Here is a 20,565-nt window from a genome sequence, read left to right as displayed (position 1 = left end):
GCCAGCGGGCGCCCAGGCCGTGCGGCAGGGCCTCGGCCGCCTGCCAGGCGCTGCGCACCCGGCCCACCAGCGGGCGGGCCGTGCCGCTGTTGTACTTCAGGCCAACTTGCCCACCCAGGCCCGGCAGCGTGGCCGACAACCCCAGGCCCACACCCACCAGCAGGCGCATGCCGCCCAGCCCCGGCAGCGCGACCGCCAGGCCCAGCGTCGCGACCCCGATGGACGCGCTATCGTCATCGCCAAACACCAGCACCCCGCTGGTGGCGGGCGCGCGGCGAAAGAGCAGATCAACGGCCATCTCAGCCCAATGCCGTCACGCCCAGCAGGCAGCGCCCGCCCGCGTAGAGGGCGGTGGAACCCTCAGCCGTACCGGCCAGCACGAACGGCCCCTCGCCGTCCGATGCCGTCACCGCCCCGCTGCCCACCACATCGCCATTGCCATTCACCCACACGGCATGGTCGGCCGTGCCGCTCACCGAGATCAAATCACCCGTCGCATCCGCCTGCTGCAGCACGATCACATGGTCCACCAGCACGCCCGCCGGCCGGGCCAGCACCAGCGTCACCAGCAGCACCTCGGCTGCGTCATATACATCAATGCGCGACGCGGCCGTGCCCAGATTGGCGTAATCCAGCGTCGCCTGACTGCGCGCATCCCGGTGCGCCTGGGTGATGGTCAGCTCGCTCACATCGCCTCCGGCGTCAGGTTGTCCGCGATCACCGCGCGGTAGTTGTGCTCGTAGTCGTAGGAGATGACGGTGTACCTCTCGCTGGAGTCGATGTACTTGAAGTCGTAGGCACCGGTGGTCGCGTCGCTCCACTGCTCGGCGATGACCTTGCCGTCACGCTCGCGCAGCAGGCGCACCTTGCGGCGCAGGGGCAGGTTGGCGGCGGCGTCGTACACGGCCACGGTGCCCTGCACGCGGGCGGTCTGCTGGGAGGCGGCGCCCTGGTTGTAGTAGTCCAGCGCGGTGGCCTGGATGCCGGGCGCGCTGGCGAACGATGGAGCCGGGGTGGCGGCTGCGGTGGCCACCCAGGCGTCGCGCGCATCGAAATTGCCCGCGCCCTGCAGGATCAGCGTGCGGCCCTCCCACGGGTCCGCACCGGCGATGGGGTAGGTGAAGCCGTAGGTCCTGACGGCCAGCTCGGTGTACGCGACCACCACATGCGGATCGGACCCGCCGACGAAGGGCATCACGAAGTCGCTGAACGAGAAACTGATCGCGCTGCCGAGCGCCGCGCCGTTGAGGTAGAACGTCGCCGTCCCGGCGTACAGGTCCACCACCATGCCGACCACCGACCCGGTGGACATGGCCGTATAGGTGGCTGCGGTCGAGCCGTTGAGGGTGACGGCGCCGCCGGAGTCATAGACCAGCGCGTTGGTGGCGACGGACGGCGCGCCTACGGAGCCGCTGTAGGTCGCCACATTGGCCAGGAATGCGGCGCTGCCCATAACGCCGAACCGGATGGACGACTTGAGCGTGGTAACGGTCACCTCGACCTGCCACACGCCCTTGCGGCGGCGCGGCAGCAAGGCCACGCCGTTGGTCCACCAGATGTTGCTCAACGTCGTGTAGGGCGCGACAAGACGCTCCGGGAACGTCGGGCCGTAGTAACCAATGAGCGGCAGCGAGCCGTACAAATTGCCGCGCAGCACACTCGTCGTCGCCGTGAACGCCCCCGGCCACTGAATGCCGCTGAAGGACGTGTCCTGATCGACCCAGGTGCTGCCATCGGCGGAATACTGCAGGCCCACGGCACGCAGGAATGCCGCAGCGCTGGCCCCGCCGCCCAGGCGGATGTCCGTCACGTTCACGTCGCCACCGTCGCCGAAGTCCCACGTCAACACCGTGCCCTTGGCCAGGCTCACCTGCGTGGCCAGGGTCGCGCCCTGCAGCGCGCTCACGTCCTCGCCGGTGCTCGCCGACAGCGTGGCCGCCGCATCCACCCGCGTGGCGCCCGACAGCAGCCAGAACGCCGACAGGCAGCACGCCCGCAGGGGCGTGGTGCGCCAATAGCGGTACGCGGTACTCATCGCCAGGGGCCGGTAATGTCGATGAGGGACACGCCCGCGTTGCCCGACGCCGTGGCGGTAGCAGTCGTCGTGCCCTGCATCGCGCCGTTGAGAACCATGAAATTGCGCCCCGCCACATCGCCCGAGCCGGTCAGCACGGCCATCTGCAACAGCGTGTCGGCGGCAAGCGACTGCGGCACGTGGTACAGGCCGGGCAGTTCGGCGCGCACGGCACCGGCCACGGTGTTGATGGCCGTGTTGAAGAAACGCCTGCTCATCTTCAGCTCGCCATCGACAAAGCTGGGAAACGCGCCCAGGGTGGGGTCCGAGCCGGAGGTGTAGTTGTACGCGCCCGTGTAGGGCAGGCAGTAGTGCAGCACCGCCGAGCCCAGCCCGGCAACGCCGCGCGGCATGGCATGCAGGGCATTGGCGCCATGGTCCAGCGACCCCGTCGAAATCATGCCGGTGGCAGAGTTGCCGCTCAGCACGCACGCATAGGCGTCACCAGCCGCCCTGCGTGAAATCAAGTCACCGAAGCCGAAAATCGGCCCGCGCGTCGCGGTAGCCAGCGAATACGAGTACGGTGCGATATTGATGAGGAAGAAGCGCGAATCCGCCGCAACCACGTAGGCATTGCCCACAGTGCTCGCGGCGCCGCTCTTGGGCCAGTACCAGCCGCCGCTCATCTGCGCGGCGGTCGGAAACAAGCCCGTGCCGGTACTGACGTCGCTCATGGTCTCGTAGCCCACCACCCGCGCGTACTGCGTGCCGGTGTCATCCACGCGCAGCATGTGCCCGTTCGCCTCGGCGCTCAGCGACCGATAGACGGCCAGGTTCGTGCCGGTAAACACCTTCTCCCACCCCGCCGGTGCCATGCGCGCCGTGATCGTGCCCGTCGCGGTGCCGTCATCCGCCTGCGTGGCGAAAGACACCGTGTTGCCGCTCACGGCCACCACCTTCTGCTCGCCGTTGAGGGCCTCCACGCCCGCGCCCGCCACCAGGATCACACTGCCCACCAGCGCCGGGAAGGCGCTGCCAAAGGTCAACGTGGCCACGCCACCGCTCACCACCAGGCTGGTCGCCGTCTGCAGGCCCCAGCCGGTCACCAGCAGCGCATCCAGCACGGCGATCAGCGAGCCTGCCACGCCATTGAGCGTGGGCGCGCCGCTCATGCTCGACGATATGTACTTGACAGAGGTGTCAACAACGGAAGTCATGTGCGTTTTCTCCTAGGGTGTTCTGAAATCACTCGCGGTCGAATCACTCGCGATCAATGTCGCCGCGTGCCAGCAGGCGGAACTCGTAGTCCAGCCCCGCCTCCGGGCCTTGCTGGATGGTCTGCAGCACGTCGATCGGCTGCGTCGCGCCCACGGTGTTGAAGCGCAGCACATTGCCCGCCGCCCAGCCCAACCCCCAGCCCAGCGCGCTGACCACGAAATACGGCGCACTGGCCGCTGCGTTCGTCGGCGCGCAGTCGGTGTTGATGTCGCCCGTGGCAATCACGCCCACGTGCTCGCCAATCACCTGGTACGCGCTCGAACTCGTAAAGCGCAGCGCCCAGCGCTCGGTCACCGTGCCCAGGTTGTTCACCTGGATGGGCGAGGCCACCGTGTCATAGCTGGCCGTCGCCGCATCGCCCGTCACCGCATCGGCCCAGGCCGTGCTGTAGGTCGCCTGGTCGAACACCAGGCTCACCCGGGCATACAGGTCGCCCAGGTACAGCGCGCTGCTCAGGTAGCTGCCCAGCGGATAGTCGTGCGTGAGGGCGCGCACGAACTGCACATAGCCTGAAATCTGCACGTCGCTGATCATCGCCATGTCCTCGATGCGGTGCTCCACCGTCACCGGCTGCGACCAGCCGGTGGCGTCCGTCACGGTCACCGTGCCCGCCTCCAGGTCCACGCTGTAGCCGGTGTCGATCGCCGTGCCGTCCGCATCCAGAATGCGCGCGCGACAGGCGCACGCGCCCGCAGTCGATCGTCTGGCCCGCGCTCAGCGTCGCCGGGCCAATCGTGCCCGTGTGCCCCACCACCCCGAACATGCCCGCGCGCAGCACCAGCACGCGCCCGTCGCTGGGCAGACGCACCGGGTCCACGCCAATCACATCCGCGCTCAGCGGCACATAGCTGTAGGCCACCGCGTTGTAGCGCAGCGTGCTCGTGCGGGCCATGTCCTGCGGCAGCGTCGTCACGCCCGAAATCTCCAGCGCGCTCAAGTCCACGCTCGGCGCCGTGGTGCTGGCGGGGTTCACGAACCACAGCTCCACCACGCCGCTCACCAGGTTCACCCGGCCCTTCACCCGCGTGCCGTTGATCTTGCCGTTCGCGTCCACCGCAACGTTGAACGTGGTGCCGTCCAGCAGCGTGCCCAGCACGCTCAGGCTGCTGGCGCGCAGCGGCACGCTGGCCGTGCGGAACACCACGGCCGCCGCCGCATAGGGGCTGCTCAGCCCGTCCGTGGGCGGCACCTGCGCGCCGCGCCAGTTGGTCAGCGTGCTGCTCGCGCCCGCCGTCCAGGCGTTGATCTGTATCAGCCCCGCCGTCGGCGTCACATTGCCCACCTGCGTGCCCACGCCCGTGGCGGCGTCGATATCGGTCACCAACTCGCCATCCGTCAGCTGCACGTAGCGCTGGCCGCCCAGCGTGAACTGTGCGCCCCGCAGCTCGAAGCTGCTGCCCAGCTCCGCCTGGACCAGCAGCGCCGACAGCACCACCGTGATGGGCGCCGCAGCCGCCGCCGCCGTGCCCGAGAAATACACCGCCGGCGACGGGTTCGACAGGCCCACCGACGCATAGGTGTAGCGCACGCCATAGTGCGCCTCGCCAATGTAGGCCATATACCAGTACGCGCCAGCCGAGTCGAGTATGTAGAACGGCGTGCGCGTCGCCGCCACCAGCGCCGATATCGCCGCCGTCGCATAGCCCGTCAGCGTCGCGCTCAGCGTGGCCACGCCGGTGCTGTAATTGATGCCGCCCACCGCCAGGCGGCCCGCCGCCGTCTCCACATACAGGCCGCCAGCGCCGTCGTCGCGCACCGTCACCGCCACGGTCACCGTCACGCTCGCGCCGCCCGAGCCGAAGGTAGTCGAGCCAATCCACGCAAGCGCCGCCGCCACCCCCACGTCCAGATACGCCTGAAAGCGCACCGTGTACGGCACGATGCTGACGCCCAGGTCGCCCGTGTGATACCCGCCCGAGGTGGCCCAGCTCACCGTGGCCGCATCGCCATTGCCGCCAGCCTGCTGGCTCTGTATGGTCAGCACCGTGTCCTCGGCCGGCAGCGTCGTGGGCGACAGGCGCAGCCGCCCGTGGCTGTAGTCCACCCAGCCCGTGCCATAGCCCTGCAGGTTGCCCGCGCCGTCGTCCGTCACGGTGCGCGTGTCGGCGCCGTCCGTCCAGGTGATGGAGAGCGTGCCCGGCGTGAACGGCGCGCTGCCCGCCGCCGTGCTCAGCTCGCCCGCGCTGTTGATGGGCACGAACACCTTGCCGCCGTTGGCCAGCGCGGCGGCAGCGTAGGTGCTCGTCGCCTCCGACTCCACCCACTGGTAAATCACGTGGCCCAGGTCCGGCAGCGCGCCGAACGTCACGGCCACCGTGCCGGTGCCGTAGTTCAGCGTGCCCACCCCGTAGCTCGCGCTGCTGCCCGCCAGCCTGCCCGTGCCGTCCTCGGCCAGCTTGTACCAGCGACCCGACGACATGTAGCTCACGCTCAGCGAGCCGCGCGCGGGGATGCTCGGCAGCGTCAGCACCTGCGTCAGGCTGCGGCTCTCGGCCGTCACGGCCACGCCGATGGTCTGCGTCACCGCATCGGGCACAGCCGCCGGCGTGTACGTCACCTGGTGCGTGCCGCCCGTGGTGCCCCACACGCTGGTGGCCAGGCTGGCAATGCCGTTGTCGTAGTCCACGCTGCCCACCTCGGTGCTGCCGTTGTAGAGCAGGCCACCCGCATCGGCCAGCGTGATGCCGCCGCGCACGATGGTGAGCGTGCCCGGCACGATGCTTCCGCCGATGTACAGCGCCTGCGTGGCGCTGAACGCCAGCGTCAGCGACAGGGTCACCGCATCCCCCGCCGCCTGGTAGCCCGCGCTCACCTGGTTGGTGCGCGCGTCCGCGATGGCGATCTCGGTCTGCGCCGTGGGCACCAGGCGGGTGTAGGGCGTATCCACCATCACGCTGTAGTCGCCCAGGCTCGCCGCCTCGGCCAGGGGGCGCACGCCGTAGTACTGCGTCGCATCGGCCACCACGCTCTCGCGCAGCGTGGTCCTGGCCGCCATGGCGGCGATGGTGGGGTCTTTCTTGGTGGCGTCAAAGCCCGGGTAATCCACCTCCAGCGCCGAATCCAGCCCGCAGGTCACGATCAGCAGCTGGTAGGCGTTGCCCGCGTCGTCATAGAACGTGCGCACCTCGCTCGCCACCGTGCGCACCCGCACGAACTGGCTCACCTGGGTGGCCAGGCCCTCGTGCTTCACCAGCACCAGGGTCTGGTCCAGCACCGGCACGTCGGTGCCCACCTTCTGCGCGATGGCCATCGTGCGCTGGCCCGCCAGGTGGTTGCCGAACAGGTAGCCCGCGTACGTCGTGCCCGTGGCGAAGTAGCTCTCCACCCGGTCGATGATGTTGGCGCGCGTGTCGAACACCTCGCCCGTGGTCATCAGCACCACACTCACGTTGTCGTCATTGGGCGGCTCCTCCACGATCACGTTCGCGTCCATGTACACGTCCGTGGTGAGCGTGCGCACGCCCAGGAAGATCTTGCGCACCTTCAGCTTGCCGCCGGCGCGGTCCACCTCGGTCACGTCAGGGAAGATGTCGTTGCTCGCGCCGTCGGCGATCAGGTTGGCCGTGGGCGCGCCGCCGCCCTCGTCGGCGTCGGTCATCACCTGGGACTTGACGAAACGGATGTCGCCGGACTGGATGGTCATGCAGGAACCTCGATGAAACGGAAAGTGGGCAGGTACAGCAGCTCGGACGTGATCTCCCCGTCCAGCAGCTTGTGAATGGGCTGGGCCGAGAACCCGCCCCGGGCGTGGTCGAACATCACCTGGCGCACGAACCCGCGCAGCACCAGAGACAGCTCGATACCCGGCAGCTCGGCCCACGCCTGCAAGGTGGCGCAGGCGGCGCGCGCCAGCCAGGCCGCGGTGTCGGTACCCACCAGCGTGATGGGGCGGCCGGCCTGCTTGAGGGCCACATCCACCAGCAGCGCGCCGGTGGTGCTATAGGCCGTGGCCTGGTCCACCGGGCTCCAGGCGAATTCGTCCGTCCAGTCCAGGCGGTCGCCAATATCGACCGTGGTGCCGTTGTAGGTCAGTGTGATGGCCATGGCGGTGCTGCTCGGGTGAAAGTCAGATGGACACGCCCTTGGCCCGGGCGAGCTGGCTCAGCAAATCCACCTCGGCCTGCGCGCTCTGGGCGTCGGCATGCCGCGTGGTGCCGCGCAGGGTGCCCCCGTCGCCCACGTGGATGACGATGTTGTTCACAAAGGTGTTGCCGCCGCCCGCCCCAGCGCCAGCCCCAGCGGTGGCTGCTGCAGGAGCGGGCGCAGGCGCAGGCGCGGCATCGCGCGTCTTCTCCAGGTTGAGAAACTGCTCGGCTTCGAGCTTTCCGTGGCCGTACTTGTAGTACTCGGCCATCTTGCCCAAGGCCGTGCTCAGGGTGCCGTAGCGACCGCCCCACTTCTTTTGCGCGGCGGATGCGATATAGGGCACATTGCCATTGCTGTTGACGAAGTCCTTCGACAGGCGCTCCGCCAGCTTCTCATCGAGCCCGGCCTGCTTGAGGTAGTCGATGACGGCGGTGCGGGTCCAGACGAACTGCTGCTGCACATTGCCCTTGGCATCGGACGTGAAGCCATCCTTGTTGCGGTAGTGATCCCCGCCCGACCCCACCTCCGTCACTCCCTCGCCAAGCTCCTGGCCGGTACTGGAGACCCGCCCGGCTCTCAATTTGTTCAGACGCTCCATCTCGTCGCCCTGGCGGCGCATGGCATTGGTGAGCTTGTCCACGCCGCCCGCCGCGTTGCCCGCGCCGCGCCCCGCCGCCTCCTGCGCGCGGGCCAGCTCCAGGGTGGACTTGCCCGCCTCGTCCGCCGCCACGCGGTAGCCGCGCAGGCTGGCCTCGGTCTGTACCCAGGCCGGCGCAATGCCGTCGTTCGCGGCAATGGCGGCAGCGGCCGCTTTCTTGAAGCCCTCGCCCAGTTCGCGCGCGCTGGCCGTGCCGCTGGCGGCCAGCGTGTCGTAGGCGTCCTTGGTGCTGGCGGCGGTTTTCTTGAGCGCCTCGTCCGACGTAATGCCCAGCAGCTTCATCGCCTCGCGCGCGCCGTTGATGCCGGGGGTCGCTTTGTCGAGGGCATCCCTGAGCGCATCCGCCTTCTCCCGGGCCTGGTCGAGCAGGCCATCCGTGATCTTGTCGCCCAGCGCCTTGCGCATGCTCTCGATGCGCGCGCGCAGCGTGTCGATGGCGGCCTGGCTGTCGGCGGTATCAATCGCCCTGGTGAACGAGGCGGCAAGCGCCCGGCCCGCATCGACACCATCGGCCTTGAGCCTGTCCAGGCCGACGATGATCGCCTCGACATCGTTGATCGCGCTGCGCGACGCGGCGCCAACGCGCCCCTGGAGTTGCTCGTACTCCATGCCAGTGCGCCGCACCGCTTCGCGCACGATGCCATCCATAACCTGCGCGATGCGTTCGCCATCACGCCCAACGGCGCCCAGCGCCACGGCCGCTTTGGTCCGCAGCTCTTCCAGGGGCACTCCTGCGACTCCTGCGGCAATTGCCTGGCGAACATCTTCGGATGCTTTGTTGGCTGCAGCGACGGTTGCACCAAACGCCGCACGGGCGGTGATCTCGAATTGCGCCAAGTCCTTCCCGCTCAAGGCTTGCGCCCAGGCCGCCTCGAACTCGGTGGCGCTCACCTTCCCATCAGCCGCCAGCTTGTCCAGCGTGGCCGCGAAATCCTTCACGCCTTGCACCTCGCCCAGGTCAAAGCCCTCGGTGATCTTCTTCACCGCCTCCGCCGAAGACGTGCCCGCCTTCGTCAGCACGTCGAACTCGGCCACGGCAGACCGTGCTGCCTTGGAAAGCTCAAACTGCTTGTCGATGGCCGCCTGCGTCGCCGCCGCCAGGCGCGCCCGGTCGGTCGCCGCATCCTTGGCGATCTGCACCTGCACCTGCTCCGCGCGGGCCAGCTCCTCGGTGCGGTCCTTGTAGCCCATCAGCTTCGCGGCCGCCTCGCCGACCCACGTGCCGATGTCCTTGAAGTTGGCGGCCACCGTCACCAGCGCAAACGTCTGGATGCCGCCCAGCAGCGCACCAAAGCGGCCCAGCAACCCCGCCGCCGCGCCCGCCTTTGCGCCCACGTCCTGCACCGCCCCTGCCGCAGCAGCGGTGGCGGCAGCATTGGCCCGCGCGGCAGCCGTATTCGCCACCGTGGCAGCCGTGCTTTGTGCCGTCGCCATCGCCGCCGCCTTCGTCGCCTCGCCGATGCCCAGAAAGTGCTGCGCCAGCCGCAGCGCCGTGAACGCCGCCACGGCCTGCCCGGCATCCAACAGCAGCCCGCCGACGGTGTTCAGGTTGTTCGCCAACGCGCTGATCGCGGTCGCCGCCGCCGCGCTGGCCCCCGTGGCCTTGTCGGTCTCGGCCACGTACAGGCTCCACTGCGTGGACAAGTCCTGCATCGCCCGGCCCACCGTGGGCGGCAGCTTGGAGAACTCGGTCGCCACCGTCTCGCTCTGCCCCTTCAGCGCGCCAATCACCGTCTCGCTGGTCAGCGCCCCGGCCTCGGCCATCTTGCGCAGCTCGCCCGTGGTCACCCCCAGGCCATCGGCCAGCGCGCGCGCCAGGCGCGGGCTCTGCTCCATGATGGAGTTGAACTCGTCACCCCGCAGCACACCACCCTGCAGGCCCTGCACCAGTTGCGTAATGGCCGCGCTGGACGCCTGGGCGCTGGCCCCGCTCAGTTGAATGGCCTGGTTGATCGTCTCGGTCAAACCCAGGGCACTTGCCGAGGCATCCGCCGTGGACTGCCCCGCATCCTTGCCCGCCTGCACCAGCTTGGCAAACAGCGTGCCCGTTTCTTCCAGCGCGCTGTGCGTGCGCAGCGCCACCTCCGTCACACCCTGCCAGGCGTTGGCAAAACTCTCGCCTTCGCCCGTCACCAGCTTCAGGCGGCCTTGCAGGTTGTTCACCTGGTCGGCTGTGGCCGCCAGGTCTGTGGCCACGCCCTGAAACGCTTGCAGCCCTTGGAACGCCACGAACAGTCGCTGCACGCGGGCGAGCTGCGTGCTGATGGAGCTGACGCCTTCGCCAATGTTGCGGTGCGTGCGCACCATGGAATCCCCAGCGCTGGCGGCGCCTGCGGCGGCCGCCTGGTGCGCGGGCACCAGCTCCTGCACCGCGTCGCGCACGGCATCCACCTGCTGCTGCAGCCGCTGCTGCGCCGAGCCCGCATCCTTGGCGCTGATGCCAAAGCGCGTCAGCTCGGCCTGCGCCCCCTTCAGGGCCGTGGTGTGCTGGTCGTAGGCCGCCTTGGTTTCCTTGACCCGGGCCTGCAGGCGCACCAGGCCATCGGCTTCTTCCTTGGTCAGCAGCGCACCACGGCCGACCTGCGCGGCGTAGTTCGCCGCTTCCTTCTCCGCCGCCTTGAGCGCCTGGCCTGCCTGGCGCGCCTCGCGCTCCAGGGCGCTGAAGTTCTTGATCGCCGCGTCCTGCTGCGCCAGCTCGCGCAGCTGGGCCGCCGCCGCCGTGGCGGCAGTCTTCATGTCGCCATCGAGCACCTTGGCAACGCTGTCCAGGTCGTCGGCCAGCCCGGTAATGGACTCGCGCCCGCTCACGCCCATGCGCAACTCGGTGCTGATCTGCTTGTCTGTCAAGGCTTACTTCCTGCACAATGCGGCCATGCCGCGCCTGATCCTGTTCGTCCTCTGCATCGCCTTCCTGGTGGGGGCCGGTGCGTCGGTGCCTGCGGGCATGGCGGTCGCTGCGCTGGGTGTGCTGGCCCTGGCGGGCTTCGTGGCCTGGGGCCTCGTGCGCATGTTCATTGGCGAGCGGTGACCGCACTCATGTCCATGGCGTGACTTTCTCGCGTGCAGCACAAAAAACTAAGGCCGACATATGTCGGCCTTAGTGCTTTGGGAATGGGAAACGCGCGGCGTTTAAACCTTGCGCACCCGGTAGTACTTGCTGATGCCCGCGCCGTTCTTGGTGTCGTCCTTGAGCACCGCGCCCGACACGGGCAGGCTCGCAAAGCCCTTCTCGGCCAGCAGGCCGATGGACGAAGCCACCCCCTGGCTCGCGCGCCACACTTCCACGATGCTCGGCTTGCCATCATCGGCTTCGTTCAGGCCCTCGAAGACCAGCTCCAGCTCCTTCGCCTTGGTGGTCAGCGCCTCGATCACGGCGTAGGCCGCGTACGTGTAGTCCAGCTTCACGTCATCGTCGTCGGCCAGGTCCGCCGCATCGGGGAACACGAACACACCAGCGGCGCGTGCTTCCCAGTTGCCCGCAGCGGGCACGGGCGTCCCGACGGACGGGTGCTCGTAGCTGACCCAGAAGCCCTTGCCGTCGGTCACGCCGGGCGCATCCGCAGCCACCACCAGGGCCGAGGTGGCGCCCGCGTTGCTGATGGTGTAGTTACCCGCCGCCGCCAGCACCGTTGCCGTCGCCACGCTGTCGCCCGTGCGCACCACCACGTTCGTGGCCCCCGCATGCGCCAACGACACCGTGTCGCCTTTGCTCACGTTCAGGTGCTCTTCGTCGGTCACCGTGGCCGTGGTGGCGCCGGTTCCCTTGCGCACCACCATGCCGGTGGGCTGGATGTGCGCGGTGCGCAGCAGGCCGCCCAGCGTCACTTTGTGCGCCTCGCCTTCCACGGTCCCGCCTTCAACGCCCGTCACCGTGCCCAGCGACGCACGCGCCCAGTTCTTCACGTTCAGGTCGGCCAGCTTCATTTTGATCTCGACATCGGTCACGCGCCGCACTTCGCCGTGCGCGCCGCCGCCCAGTTGCGTCATGTCGGGCTGTGTCTGCACATCTTCCTTGTGCGAAAGCTCCAGCTCCAGCACGTTGCCCATGGGCATGGGCGCGGTGGCGGTGCCGCGCTCACGGGCATAAACGTGGCCCACGAGCGCCGTGGGAGAGAAAACCCGCTTGATGATGTTGGCTGCGGTAGTGGTCATCTTCTATTCCTTCATGGTTGAATGGTTGGGGTGGACAGGGATGGGGACACAGCCCCGACGGCGCGCAGCCAGAGGGCGATGTCAGGGTGTACTTCGATCTCTGCGCCGGGTGCGTGCGAGACGCCCAGGTGCGTGTGCTCGCGCGCCAGGCGCACGCGCTCCAGCGCGGGCGGGGCGGGCGCTGGCGGGGCTGCAGCGGCAGGCTTCTTGCGCTTGGTGGTTGTGGGCGGCTTCGTGGTCGTGGTCATGGCTTTCTCCATTCGGCCCAGTTGCGGGTCTTCAGGCCCAAGGCGGCGCTGTGGCACAGCACCCCCGCGAAATACACCGGCCCCGCGCTGGTGACCTGCACCCCACGCTCCTCGGCCAGGCTGGCGCCCAGCAGGCCGGGCAAGCCCAGGTTGCCCGCCAGCCGCACGGCTTCGCGCATGCGCTCGACCAGGTCGTCAAAGATCAGCTCGCTGCTGATCGCATCGCGGAACGCCATGTATCCGCGCACCAGCCAGGTGTGCTCGTTCAAGATGCGGCCATTGGTGTTCAGCTCGGTCGTGGCAGTGCGGCGCATGTACCAGCCCCGGATGTGCGGGTCGGCGCCAAAGGCATCCGCAGCCGGGTCGGTGTGCGTGTACAGGTAGGCCCGCTTAAAGCCTTCTTCGCCATCGGCGAAGCGCTCGCACGGATGCACCACACCCACAGCGGGCACGGCGGCCAGCAGGGCCTGCAGCGCGCCACGGGTCGCGGCCAGCGTGTTGGGCATCGTCATGCGCCACCCCCGGCCATGTGCGCCATCACCTTGTCGGCCGCACGCTCGAACAGGGCAACGATCTGCCCCTCGGTGGCCTGCGCCGCGCGGCGCATGGGGTACTGCGCGGGCGTGCCCTCGCGGGCGATCTTGCGCGCTACCAGGAAGGCCACGCTCTTGACCTCCTTGGGGTCGCGTATGCCCAGCACGGCCTTGATCCAAGGCTCCAGTGCTTGGGCAGGCGGCATGTGGGGCCTGGTGCCCAGTTCAACAAACAACGCACTGGGCTGGCTGCTGCCCACCACGCCCAGCACCCCTGCGGGGGTGCTGGCAACGTCGCTCGTGATGCTGGCGACCGTCAGGTCCGAAGCCCCACGGGGCATGTTCTCCTGCCACTCGCGCTGCAACAGCAGCGTGGCTTCTGTTATGGTCTCCTGCAGCACCTGATCGGTGTACGCGGGCGCTTCGCGCAACCCGCGCGCGAAGGACTGCAGGCCGCCCAGGCTAATGCTCATGTTCAACATGGTCAGGCCCCGTTCCTGCGCACCAGGCGGTGGCGCGGGTTGAGCGAAGGCCAGCTCACCACTCCAGCGGCTGCGGCGCCGGGTGCGCTGCTCGCGCCCGAGGATTTAAAGGGGTCCAGCACGCCCACCCCTGCGAAGTAGGCGGTACGCAGCTCGCGTGCGCGGTCGGCAAACTGCCGCGCCCGCGTCTCCGTCATGCTTGCGTCCGCCCCCATGCTGGCCTCGCGTTGCGCGCTGTAGTAGGTGGCGAGCTGGTGGCACAGCAAGTGCGCCGCGTACTGCGCCACCGGCAGGCGGTGCCGGGCCGGGATCGTGTCCGCATCGGCCGCCAGCACGTGCTCGGCCATCATCGTCAGCCGCACCACGGCGCCCGCTGGCACGTGGCATGCGGCCATGATCTGCCAGCCGTCGGGGGTCAGGTACGGCGCCACCTCGATCACGGCCCGGGGGTCGCGGCCAATGGGGTACTCCGCCGATTCCACCCATGCGCCTTCGGTCCAGCCCGCAGGCGCGGGTGCCGAGCTGCCGCCCGGCCAGGTCACATCTTCCACCGCCAGGCGCGGGCAGTCGGCGCTGTACTGCAGCCGCGCGGCTTCCAGGGCGCGCGTGCGGGCATCGGCGGCCAGCACGGCACCCTGGTCGCGTGCCAGGTCGTTGAGCAGGGCGGTGAAATCGGCCAGGGGCATCTTGTGGTTTGGGGGTTGCGTTGGTCGGCTTGGGGTTGCCCAAGGCTCCAGGTCCATATCCAGACCGGGGGCCCTGGACAACCCGCCCCTCGCGGGGCGGGCCGGGCTGTGTTCACGAAGGGGGGCCACCCCCTGGCGCCGCGTGGCGCCCGCTTCTCCTCGGGGTGAGTCCGGTCAGGCCACCACGGCCTTGGTGAAGGCGCGGTAGTCGGTCACCGCGCCGCCGTAGATGTGGCGAATCTTGTAGGTCAGCTTGTCGGCCGTGAACATGGAGCCCACGGTGGGCGAGTCCTGCACGAACAGCTCGGGCTCCTGCTGGCCGTCCAGGAAGCCGACCTCGATGCCGGGGATGTCGGCCGGATCGGCGGCGGTGCACCAGTCGTTGGCGTCCGCCCAGTACCACACGGGGATGATGTTCATCGTCAGCGACTGGATGAACGTCTTCTCGTTGTTGGTGGACAGCTTGAACAGATCGACCGCCGCCTCCTGCAGCTCCACGGGCACGATCAGGCGTGTGGGAGTGATGCCGATGCGGTCGTTGCTCGACAGCTCGGTCTGCTTGAGCATCGCCAGGCGGTGAGCGGCCAGCTCGGCCTTGGTCAGCGCGGCGGTGAACAGGTTGGCGTGGTCGGCGTGGAACAGCGCCTTGCCGTCGTAGATGACCGGGTTGCTGCGCAGGAAGTCGAACACAAACTTGGCGAGCGTGCGCTTGGCCGCGCGCGAGAGCTTCGTGGGAATGCGGCGGATCGCACCCACGTCGTCGTTCTTGATCATCTCCAGCGTCACGTCTTCCGTGCCGCCCTTCTTGGCGGCCTGGTAGGTGGCCTCCTCGTCGGTCGGGCTGCTCAGGGCCAGGTAGTCGGCACCCTCGGCCACCGTGGGCAGGTCGCCATAGCCGCCCCAGCGCGTGCGGTGCTGCATGCGGAAGTCCGAGACCGGAACCACGTTGACGATCTGGCGCCAGCCGTCGAAGTCCACCGCCGCGCGGTACTCGGCCAGCATGCGGCGCGTCACGCTGTCGCCCAGCACTTCGCCAAGGGTCGAGCTGCCCATGGATTCGGCCAGGCGCGACTGGTCGCACTCGCGCAGGCGGCCCGTCACCAGGCGGTCGCCCGTCATCTCGACGTAGCACTCCTTGAAGGACTGCACGCGGCCATGGTCCTTGTGGGTGGGGTCCCAGAAGGCATCCAGCATGTCGCGCATGGTCAGGCTGCGGTCGCCCACGGTGATGGCACCATCGCCGAACACCGGCACGCGCACCGTGCCGCTCTCGGTCATGCGGGCGATGTATTCGCCCTCGGCCTTGATCAGCTCGCCTACGGCAGCTTCGGTCAGGCGGTCGGCGCCAACGGTGGCGATCTGGCCCTGCAGGCGGTCCTTGGCGGCCTGCGGCAGCTTGGCCGCGTTGATGCGGTCGCGGGCTGCGCTGCGCAGCTCGAACACCTGCAGGTCGGCACGGGTCAGCGGTGCGTTGTCGCCCTGGGCCTCGGCCACGCGCTGGGTGCCCGGCTCGGGCACCAGCGGGCCGCAGACGGCCTCGTGCAGGTTGACCACTTCGTCATCGGTGATCGTGTCCACGTTGATCGTGGCGTGCTTTACCGGGTCTTTGGCCTTGATGGCCTCCAGCATGCGTTGCTTCCAGAGAGGCATTGCTTCTTCCTTCGGGTTGGGGATGGATGGATCAGCGGCGGCTTCAGTGAGACGATCCAGGCCGCCGCCAGCGCCCGGCTCGACAATCAGGTCAACGGAATGCACCTTGGTGAACTTGATGGCTTCGCGCAGGGACTCGCCGCCCGCCTTGCGTGTGCGGGTCCGCGCGTCGGCGTCGATGGACAGGCCCAGCAGGCTCTGCATGCCGCGCTTGACGGCTTCGGTCATCTTGGTGACGGCGGCTTCGCTCGGGTCCAGGGCCTTGAAGGTGCCCACCAGCGCGCCGGTATCGGGCGCCTTGCCCTCGACAAAGCGCACGCCGTAGATGCCGCCGATCAGGTTGCGAACGTCCTTGCCCTTGCCTGCGATGTGCTCGGCGTCAGACTTGGTGAACACGCGCACGCCCTCGAACATGGGTGCCGCCTCGCGCAGGGTGGCGTCGGGGTAGTAGTTGCGGTTGCCGCTGCGGCCCGCGCGGATCAGCGTCACCTCGATGGCGCCATCCGCTGCTTCGCGGAACACGGCGGCTTCCCGGGCCTGCATCTGCGCCTCGCGCACAGGTGCTGCGGGCACCGCAGGCGCGGTCGGTGCCGCACCCACCGGCGCGTACTCGGCCACCACTTCCGTGGCCTCGCCCACCGTCACGGTGTTGTCGTCCGCCACGGTGTAGGCGTAGCTGTACAGGCGGCCCTTGAAGCCCACCACGGCACGGTCGGGCCAGATGCCGCGCACGTCCACGTAGTAGTCGCCGTTGTTGACGGCCAGGCGCATCTTGTCGCGCACGGCCTGGCGCACCAGCTCGATGAGCTGCCCGTACTCGGTGGTCACGGCCTCGGTGAGACGCGCAAAGCCGAGGCCAGCGGGAATAAGCTTGATCGTCATGCGCGCTTACTCGCTCGCCAGGCTGGACAGCTTCTGGCCGTCCGTGGTGACCACGACAACGTGCGTGCCGTAGTCGCGGAACGACAGCACCTCGTCTGCCTTGACGGGCACGCGCTTGACGCGCTCCACCTTGCCGGGTTTTCCGGCGCCGTCTTTTTCGTCCACGACCTCGATCACCTGGCGCTGCACGCGCTTGGCGGCCTCGGCGGTGGTCAGCTCTTTGGACTTGCCCTTGTCGTTCTCGGGCGGCAGGTTCGGGGTTGCGGACATACATCACTCCATCCATGTGAGCCGCGCGGGGCGGCGGGTTGCGATGGAGTGACTGTGCCGATGGGGGTACAAAAAACTAAGGCCGACATAGGTCGGCCTGAAATCGATGGGCGGTGTTTTTTGGCTAACCGTTACCGACGTTTGTGGGGGACTAGGGCATCAAGGCCGCGCCCGAAACCCTGGAATTGCCCCTTGGGGCGAGAACCCGCCAGCACCAGCAAGCGCGAACCGCTTTAAAACCGCTTTAAATCGCCCGGCAAGGCCCCTCGGATCAAATTTCCAAGGGGTAGCCGCCCCGAAAGTGTTTAAAGCGCCACAGCGCCCCGGCGCTCCCGCCTCTCATTCCTGGCGCCTGCCCGCTGCGACAGAGCACTGTCAGGCGGGCTTTGTTCTTATATATAAAAGCGCTGCCATCAGGCCACCTTTGCAGCAGCCTCACGGGCCTGGCGCTTGGCCCGCCCGGCGGCTACGGCGGCGTCGGCCAGCAGCCGGGCCGCAGCCGCGTCGTGGGGGTTGGTGCCAAACACCCGCACACCGTCGGCATGGCGCCGCTCGCGCAGCGCCTGGGCGGCGCGGCGGTGGGCGTCGTATTGCGCCCGCTGTGCGGGTGTGAGGCCGAGGTCGTCTTTCGTCGTCATGATTTCTCCCGGGTATAGCGCAAGCCGAATTTTCGCGCAACCCGCACCCACACCTGATGGTTCAGCTCGGCCTGGGCAAACCGCTCCGCCAGTTCGTCTGCGCCCACCAGGGCGGCAACGGCCTGCTGCGCATCCTCCGCAGCCCGGGCCACCTCGGCTTGCAGTTGCGCGGTGGTCGGCCAGCCGACCGCGCCAGGTGCCATCATGTGCCGCAGCGTCGGCCCCACAGCGCGGATTTCGGCCAAGCGCAGCTCCGCCGCGTTCTCAATGTCGTCGAGTGAGAAGGTTCCGTTGCCCGGGTGGTTGTGGCTGAACGTGTCGCCCGCCCGCACGGCGGCCAAGTCCTGCGCGGTGAAGCTGACCATGTTGGGCTGGCCGGTCTTGCGGATGCGCTCGGCACCGGCAGGCGAGAAGAATGCCGCCGTTTCCAGGTCGTCGCGCCGCACCTGGTTCTCCAGCGCCACTGCTGCGGCGCGGGCGGGTGTCGATGTGTCGGCGGTTTTTTGAGGGTAGGCACCGTCATAGACGGTGAAGTCCCCGCGAGGCTGCTTGAATGCCATGTCTGCATTCTGCCCGGTCGGCAGTTCGCGCCGCGCCCCGGCCTTCTTCGCCGCTGCATCCAGCGCGGCTTTGCGCCCGTCCAGTCTCAGCTCCTGCGCCGTGAACGGCTTGGCCCCCGGCGTCGTCACCTTCCAGTGCTTCATCCACGGCAGGCTGATGCAGCCGCAGCGGATGACCTGCTCGGGCGGGGCTTTGGGGTCGTGCGGGCACTGCATCAGGTCGATGCCGCCGCCTGGGTTGGGCACCTTAAAGGGCTTACCCGCCTCGGCCACCTGGCCGTCTATCAGGTCGTGGTTCCAGCGGCTGTGAATCTTGCCGCTGCGCCGCCACTGCTTGCCCAGGCCGGGCACCAGCCCGGCGGCTTGCACCAGACGCTCATTGGCGGCCACGGCGAAGGCGCGGCTGACTTCGGTATGCACGATGGTGGCGGCGCGCTGGGCGGCCTGGCCGCCCAGCACCTGGCCCACGGCTTTGATGGCGGCGAAGGGGGTTTGCGCGCCGAGGGTGACCAGGCCGAGCTGGCGACCGATCTTGCCCGCCGCCTCGCGGCCCACGTCTTTGAGGCGTAAGGTGCCGAATGCCTGCATTTGCTTGAGTACGCCCGCGTCGAGCACGGGCAGGCGCAGCTCCACGTTGTGGCCGATGGAAGACAGGGGCTTGTCCACCACGGCTTCGCCCTGCTGCCAGGCGGCTTGCATGCGCTGCTCGAACAGGGCGCCGACCTTGGCGGTGGCGCCCTCCAGCACGGTTTCGATCTGGGCCAGCAGGCGCGTGAGCTGCCACTGCTGCCAGTCGGCGGGCTGCCCCGCCAGGGTGGTGAGAATTTGCGCGCGCGCGTCCTGCAGGGCTTGCAGCACCTCGGTCTGCCCGGCCAGCAGCAGGCGGGCGCGCTCGCGCAGGCGCATGGACAGCGCGGCCACGAACGCTTTGTCGGGCTTGGCCTGGCTGCCGCCAGCGTCCTGCGGGGGGTCAGTCTTGCGGGCCATCGTCTAGGGCGGGGCCAGCGGCGGTGGGCAGCATCTGGAACACGTCCTCAGCCTTGCGCTTGGCCGCTTCGGCGCGGGCCGCTTCCAGCTCGGTCTTGGCGTCAAAGTCCTGTCCGAAGCGCTGCGCCACGTCGGCCACGGTCTTGAGGGCGGTTTCCTCGGTCAGCAGCCCGGCGTCGATCATCTGGATCACGGCGGCCACCAGCGAGGCCATGGCCGACGCGAACTTGGTGATGTCGCGGTTGAGCAGCTCGGGGAAGACGGCGGTCACCTGCCATCTGTCCTCGGACCAGTCAGGTTTTTCTCCGCTCGCCTGGGCCGCCTGCCACAGCACGAAGCGGCCAATCTCTTCCAGCATGCGCTTGAGGTAGCCCTGGCGCATGCTGTACACCTTGAAGGTTGGCTCGCCCATTTCCGAGGCCGCCGCGCGGTTCACGTCGCCACCGCCGCCGAACCAGTGCTCTGGCACCGTGGCGCCACCCAGCACGTGGTTGCGCAGCAGCCGGGCGCTCTGGCTGGTGTCGGCGGCCTGCAGGCCGGGGGACTTGGCCTCCAGGTTGACCTGGTCGTTGTGGACGAACACGCTGTTGGGGCCGGGCGGCACGAATTCCTTTTCGTACTTCTTGACGGCAGCATCGTCGGCGCCGGTCATGGTCACGTCCCACACGAAGCGCCGCAGATAGTCGATGCGATCCAGCTCCGAGAACAGGAAGTTGTCGTAGGCATCCAGCCAGTCCATCTGCCCGAGCAGGTCGGAGCGGCCTCGGCTGCCGTTGGGGAACTTGTTGAGCTGGAACAGCAGCACATCGCCATCGGTGAAGTCCTCGGCGCGAATACGCACGGTGCGGGCGCTGAACAGAGCGGCATCCTCGCCCAGCACGATCACGCGGTACTTGTGCTGGCGCCCCCGGTTGTCGCGCTTGGTGATCACGCCGATGGGCTGCTCGGGGTTATCGGGGTCATTGACCACGGTGGCGATCTGTCGCGGGTCGAGGTAGCCCAGGCGCACGAAGCCGTCGCCCTCGCGCACGTTGGCGATGTAGCACTGCTCGCCCAGCAGTCCCAGGGCGCGCACGCGCTGCTCCAGTTTCATCGGCCAGTTGTTGATGGGATCGGACCAGAAGGCGTTGAGCAGCGCCTGGTGCTCGTCATCCACGCATTGCAGCGCCACGCCCTCGGCCAGCAGGTAGGCCAGCGGCAGCTCCACCAGGCGGTTGGCGAGCAGGTTGCTCTGCCACAAGTATTCGGCGAGCTTCTGCATGCGATCCTGGGCCATGGGCTCCAGGTCGCGGTCATTCATGCTTGCCAGGCCGTCACCCGAGAGGCGGCGCCAGCCAGCGTCGGCGTCGCGGTCGCCCTGGGCGGCGGCGGCCTCGCGCATGGGTGTTTCCGGGGCCTGATTCCAGCCCATGGCGGATTTAAAGCGGTCGATCATGCCCAT

At 68.5% G+C, this 20,565-nt stretch carries 17 protein-coding genes and 1 pseudogene; 1 reads left to right on the top strand and 17 read right to left on the bottom strand.

What is annotated here, in order from left to right; genetic code table 11:
* The 7 genes and pseudogenes from QM569_RS14980 to QM569_RS14950 all read right to left on the bottom strand — a co-directional run.
* Nucleotides 1–298, bottom strand: a pseudogene (locus QM569_RS14980) (hypothetical protein); the annotation flags it as partial.
* A gap of 1 nt (nucleotide 299) precedes the next feature.
* Nucleotides 300–689, bottom strand: coding sequence for a hypothetical protein (locus tag QM569_RS14975; RefSeq protein ID WP_414988038.1), 390 nt, complete (start codon nucleotides 687–689; stop codon nucleotides 300–302).
* Nucleotides 686–2,035 (bottom strand): SPRY domain-containing protein, encoded by a 1,350-nt coding sequence (locus tag QM569_RS14970; protein ID WP_414988037.1) that lies wholly within the window; start codon nucleotides 2,033–2,035, stop codon nucleotides 686–688. Before QM569_RS14970 ends, QM569_RS14975 begins: the two co-directional genes overlap by 4 nt.
* The gene (locus QM569_RS14965) at nucleotides 2,032–3,231 is read right to left on the bottom strand and encodes a hypothetical protein (protein WP_414988036.1); all 1,200 of its coding nucleotides are present in this window, start codon (nucleotides 3,229–3,231) and stop codon (nucleotides 2,032–2,034) included. The genes QM569_RS14970 and QM569_RS14965 overlap by 4 nt, the downstream gene beginning before the upstream one ends.
* 395 nt (nucleotides 3,232–3,626) lie before the next feature.
* A complete protein-coding gene (locus tag QM569_RS14960; protein ID WP_414988035.1) occupies nucleotides 3,627–6,935 on the bottom strand; it encodes a hypothetical protein in 3,309 nt (1,102 codons plus the stop codon).
* Nucleotides 6,932–7,336, bottom strand: coding sequence for a hypothetical protein (locus tag QM569_RS14955; protein WP_414988034.1), 405 nt, complete (start codon nucleotides 7,334–7,336; stop codon nucleotides 6,932–6,934). Before QM569_RS14955 ends, QM569_RS14960 begins: the two co-directional genes overlap by 4 nt.
* A gap of 22 nt (nucleotides 7,337–7,358) precedes the next feature.
* Nucleotides 7,359–10,883, bottom strand: a complete 3,525-nt coding sequence (locus QM569_RS14950) for a tape measure protein (protein WP_414988033.1) — start codon at nucleotides 10,881–10,883, stop codon at nucleotides 7,359–7,361.
* Between the two features lie 25 nt (nucleotides 10,884–10,908).
* Here QM569_RS14950 and QM569_RS14945 point away from each other — a divergent pair, with 25 nt between their 5' ends.
* Entirely contained in the window at nucleotides 10,909–11,064 is a 156-nt protein-coding gene (locus QM569_RS14945; RefSeq protein WP_414988032.1) for a hypothetical protein, read from the top strand.
* A 101-nt stretch (nucleotides 11,065–11,165) separates the two neighbouring features.
* Here the strand turns inward: QM569_RS14945 and QM569_RS14940 are convergent, their stop codons facing one another.
* The 10 genes from QM569_RS14940 to QM569_RS14895 all read right to left on the bottom strand — a co-directional run bounded on the left by QM569_RS14940 (nucleotide 11,166) and on the right by QM569_RS14895 (nucleotide 20,565).
* The gene (locus tag QM569_RS14940) at nucleotides 11,166–12,188 is read right to left on the bottom strand and encodes a hypothetical protein (RefSeq protein ID WP_414988031.1); all 1,023 of its coding nucleotides are present in this window, start codon (nucleotides 12,186–12,188) and stop codon (nucleotides 11,166–11,168) included.
* Between the two features lie 11 nt (nucleotides 12,189–12,199).
* The gene (locus QM569_RS14935; RefSeq protein ID WP_414988030.1) at nucleotides 12,200–12,436 is read right to left on the bottom strand and encodes a hypothetical protein; all 237 of its coding nucleotides are present in this window, start codon (nucleotides 12,434–12,436) and stop codon (nucleotides 12,200–12,202) included.
* Nucleotides 12,433–12,948 carry a hypothetical protein gene (locus QM569_RS14930; protein ID WP_414988029.1) on the bottom strand — a complete coding sequence of 172 codons (516 nt, stop codon included), beginning with the start codon at nucleotides 12,946–12,948 and terminating at the stop codon, nucleotides 12,433–12,435. Before QM569_RS14930 ends, QM569_RS14935 begins: the two co-directional genes overlap by 4 nt.
* A complete protein-coding gene (locus QM569_RS14925; protein ID WP_414988028.1) occupies nucleotides 12,945–13,442 on the bottom strand; it encodes a hypothetical protein in 498 nt (165 codons plus the stop codon). Before QM569_RS14925 ends, QM569_RS14930 begins: the two co-directional genes overlap by 4 nt.
* Nucleotides 13,443–13,453: 11 nt before the next feature.
* Nucleotides 13,454–14,137, bottom strand: a complete 684-nt coding sequence (locus QM569_RS14920; protein WP_414988027.1) for a hypothetical protein — start codon at nucleotides 14,135–14,137, stop codon at nucleotides 13,454–13,456.
* A 174-nt stretch (nucleotides 14,138–14,311) separates the two neighbouring features.
* Nucleotides 14,312–16,669 (bottom strand): hypothetical protein, encoded by a 2,358-nt coding sequence (locus tag QM569_RS14915; protein ID WP_414988026.1) that lies wholly within the window; start codon nucleotides 16,667–16,669, stop codon nucleotides 14,312–14,314.
* 6 nt (nucleotides 16,670–16,675) lie between these two features.
* Nucleotides 16,676–16,939 carry a hypothetical protein gene (locus tag QM569_RS14910; RefSeq protein ID WP_414988025.1) on the bottom strand — a complete coding sequence of 88 codons (264 nt, stop codon included), beginning with the start codon at nucleotides 16,937–16,939 and terminating at the stop codon, nucleotides 16,676–16,678.
* A 413-nt stretch (nucleotides 16,940–17,352) separates the two neighbouring features.
* Entirely contained in the window at nucleotides 17,353–17,577 is a 225-nt protein-coding gene (locus tag QM569_RS14905) for a hypothetical protein (RefSeq protein WP_414988024.1), read from the bottom strand.
* Nucleotides 17,574–19,124 carry a hypothetical protein gene (locus QM569_RS14900; RefSeq protein ID WP_414988023.1) on the bottom strand — a complete coding sequence of 517 codons (1,551 nt, stop codon included), beginning with the start codon at nucleotides 19,122–19,124 and terminating at the stop codon, nucleotides 17,574–17,576. The genes QM569_RS14905 and QM569_RS14900 overlap by 4 nt, the downstream gene beginning before the upstream one ends.
* Nucleotides 19,108–20,565, bottom strand: a complete 1,458-nt coding sequence (locus tag QM569_RS14895) for a hypothetical protein (protein WP_414988022.1) — start codon at nucleotides 20,563–20,565, stop codon at nucleotides 19,108–19,110. Before QM569_RS14895 ends, QM569_RS14900 begins: the two co-directional genes overlap by 17 nt.

It is taken from the genome of Acidovorax sp. (assembly GCF_047607405.1).
Taxonomy (GTDB): Bacteria; Pseudomonadota; Gammaproteobacteria; order Burkholderiales; family Burkholderiaceae_C; genus Acidovorax.
The sequence above is the reverse complement of the archived record's forward strand: the minus strand, read 5'-3'. Positions and strand labels throughout refer to the sequence as shown.